5 protein-coding genes are annotated in these 2,508 nt (G+C 67.8%); all 5 read left to right on the top strand.

Features of this window, described 5'->3' with window-relative positions; genetic code table 11:
• Positions 1-70: 70 nt before the first annotated feature.
• Positions 71-346, top strand: coding sequence for an amino acid--tRNA ligase-related protein (locus VJN29_RS02430; RefSeq protein WP_324141920.1), 276 nt, complete (start codon positions 71-73; stop codon positions 344-346).
• A gap of 223 nt (positions 347-569) precedes the next feature.
• Positions 570-770, top strand: a complete 201-nt coding sequence (locus VJN29_RS02425; RefSeq protein WP_324141918.1) for a helix-turn-helix domain-containing protein — start codon at positions 570-572, stop codon at positions 768-770.
• A gap of 217 nt (positions 771-987) precedes the next feature.
• On the top strand, positions 988-1,086 hold the full coding sequence (locus tag VJN29_RS02420; RefSeq protein WP_003792170.1) for a 30S ribosomal protein bS22: 99 nt from the start codon (positions 988-990) through the stop codon (positions 1,084-1,086).
• 184 nt (positions 1,087-1,270) lie between these two features.
• Positions 1,271-2,317 (top strand): NAD-dependent epimerase/dehydratase family protein, encoded by a 1,047-nt coding sequence (locus VJN29_RS02415; protein ID WP_324141916.1) that lies wholly within the window; start codon positions 1,271-1,273, stop codon positions 2,315-2,317.
• A 96-nt stretch (positions 2,318-2,413) separates the two neighbouring features.
• On the top strand, positions 2,414-2,508 hold a 95-nt coding region (locus VJN29_RS20335; protein WP_414654313.1), incomplete at its 3' end, for a pentapeptide repeat-containing protein.

Below are 2,508 nucleotides of genomic sequence, written 5' to 3'. Positions count from 1 at the left end.
GGGGGCGGAGCCCCCCGTGGGTTCGATGCCACGCGGGTCTTCGGGGGGTGCACGGGGGGCGGAGCCCCCCGTGGGTTCGAACTCCTTCGACCTGCTGTTCCGGGGGCTGGAGCTGACGACGGGCGGGCAGCGGCTGCATCGTCCGAGCGACTACGCCGCAGCTCTCGAGCGCGCCGGGCAGTCACCCGGGGTGCTCGCGGGATACCTGGACGCGTTCCGGCACGGGATGCCGCCCCACGGTGGGTTCGCGATCGGGCTCGAGCGCTGGGTGGGCCGCCTGACCGGCGCCGAGAACATCCGCGAGGTCACCCTCTTCGCCCGGGACCTGAACCGGCTCGCACCATAGGTCGGGAGGACGAGGACGGAGGCGGGAGCGGGGGCGAGCTCAGCGGCATACGAGATCATTTGGTCTGTTTTGATCGGCGTGTCGGCTTGCGGTCGCTGAGATGACCACTCAGTAGCCTTTCCCTCCAGTCACATCAGCACCTAAGGTTGCCTAGTGCACCCGTGTGATGTTTCGCCGGAGGGGAAGCCGGCGACATGCGTGTGTTGGAGAGATCGAGGTTCACATGTCGAATGAGCGCCAGCTCAGCGAGGTGCGGTTCCTGACCGTCGCCGAGGTCGCCTCGATCATGCGCGTGTCGAAGATGACGGTGTATCGACTTGTCCACGGTGGAGAGCTCCCGGCCGTCCGGGTCGGTCGTTCCTTCCGGGTTCCGGAGGACGCCGTGCACAAGTACCTGCAGACGTCCTACATCGACACCGCGTGAGGAGATCGAAAGAGCAGTTTCTGCCCCGTCACGATCGAGTTCACTCGAGCACCAAGGGGCGGAAGCTGCTCTTTCCATCCGCGGGCTCGCCTTTTGAGGTCGCGCCGGAGGACACGCTAGGCTGTGCACTCGGCTCGGCTCGAGGAGTCGACTCTCCCGATTGACGGGCGGTCGGCGCAAGTCGGCACACTGCACCGTCAACGGATCAAGGACAACCATGGGCTCTGTCATCAAGAAGCGCCGCAAGCGGATGGCGAAGAAGAAGCACCGCAAGCTGCTGCGCAAGACGCGTCACCAGCGTCGCAACAAGAAGTGACCTGACGCGTTCCGCAGGCGGGCCTGACATCAAGGGGACCGCACATCTCGGCCCTCGCCCTTTGGGCGGGGGTCGACTGCTGTCCCAACGGGAACCCGTCGGTAGGGTGGTGCCGACGCCTACGCAGTGAGCCGAGGGGCTGGTCGCCCCTTCCGAGCCGGGACGTGCGGAGACAGGAGGAGCCGTGGCCAAGGTCGTGCTCGTGACCGGCGTGTCCCGCTACCTCGGAGGTCTCTACGCCCGGAGGCTCAGCGCCGAACCCGAGATCGAGCGCATCCTCGGCGTCGACGTCATCCCTCCCAGGCACGCCATCGGGCGAGCGGAGTTCGTCCGGGCCGACATCCGCAACCCGATGATCGGCCGGATCATCCGGCAGGCCGGGGTCGACACCGTGGTCCACATGAACGTCATTGCCACCCCGAAGGACACGGGCGGGCGGGTGACGCAGAAAGAGATCAACGTCATCGGCACCATGCAGCTGCTGGCCGCGTGCCAGAAGTCGGACAGCGTCCAAAGGCTCGTCGTGAAGTCGACCGCTGCCGTCTACGGCTCGTCGCCGCGCGATCCGGCGATGTTCGCCGAGGACATGAACGCCAAGTCCACTCCCCGGACCGGCTTCGGCAAGGACTCGATCGAGGTCGAGGGCTACGTCCGCGGCTTCTCCCGCCGGCGTCCGGACGTCGAGATCACCATGCTCCGCTTCGCCAACGTCATTGGGCCGCAGATCCGCACGGCCATCACCGACTACTTCGCCCTGCCCGTCGTCCCCGTCCCACTCGGCTACGACGCCCGGGTGCAGTTCGTCCACGAGCACGACGCCGTCGAAGCGCTCGTCCAGGCGACGACCGGGCCCTCCGTCGGCATCGTCAACGTTGCGGCGGACGGCTTCGTCACCCTCCTGCAGTGCCTCGCGGTCGTCCGTCGCCCGATCGTTCCGGTCCCGATGATGACGGCCGGGATCGTGGGCAACATCGTCAAGCGGAGCGGACTGGCCGACTTCTCCCCGGACCAGGTTGCCTTCCTCGCCTTCGGGCGTGGTCTGGACACGACCCGGATGCGCAAGGTGTTCGCCTTCGAGCCGGGGTACACCACCCGCGAGGCGTTCGAGGACTTCGCCAGCCACCTTCGCCCCGTCGTACCTCGAGTGGGCGAGGTCTCCGGCGTGGTCAGCGGGGCTGCCGGAGAGGGAGCAGCGACCCTCGCCCGCGTCTTGGAGAGGCTCCACCAGTGACCACGCGCAACGACCGGCCCGAACCCGCGGCGGCCGGCAGGAGGAAGGCCGGCGCGCGGAAGACCAGCGCCGGCAAGCCGGGCACGCGGAAGGGCAGTGCCGGCCATAGCACGGCGAGCAAGTCTGCGGCGAGCAAGTCTGCGGCGAGCAAGTCTCAGGCGAGCAAGTCTGCGGCGAGCAAGTCTGCGGCG

Source organism: Intrasporangium sp., from assembly GCF_035280925.1.
Lineage (GTDB): Bacteria > Actinomycetota > Actinomycetes > Actinomycetales > Dermatophilaceae > Intrasporangium.
This window is presented reverse-complemented; position numbering and strand designations above follow the sequence as displayed.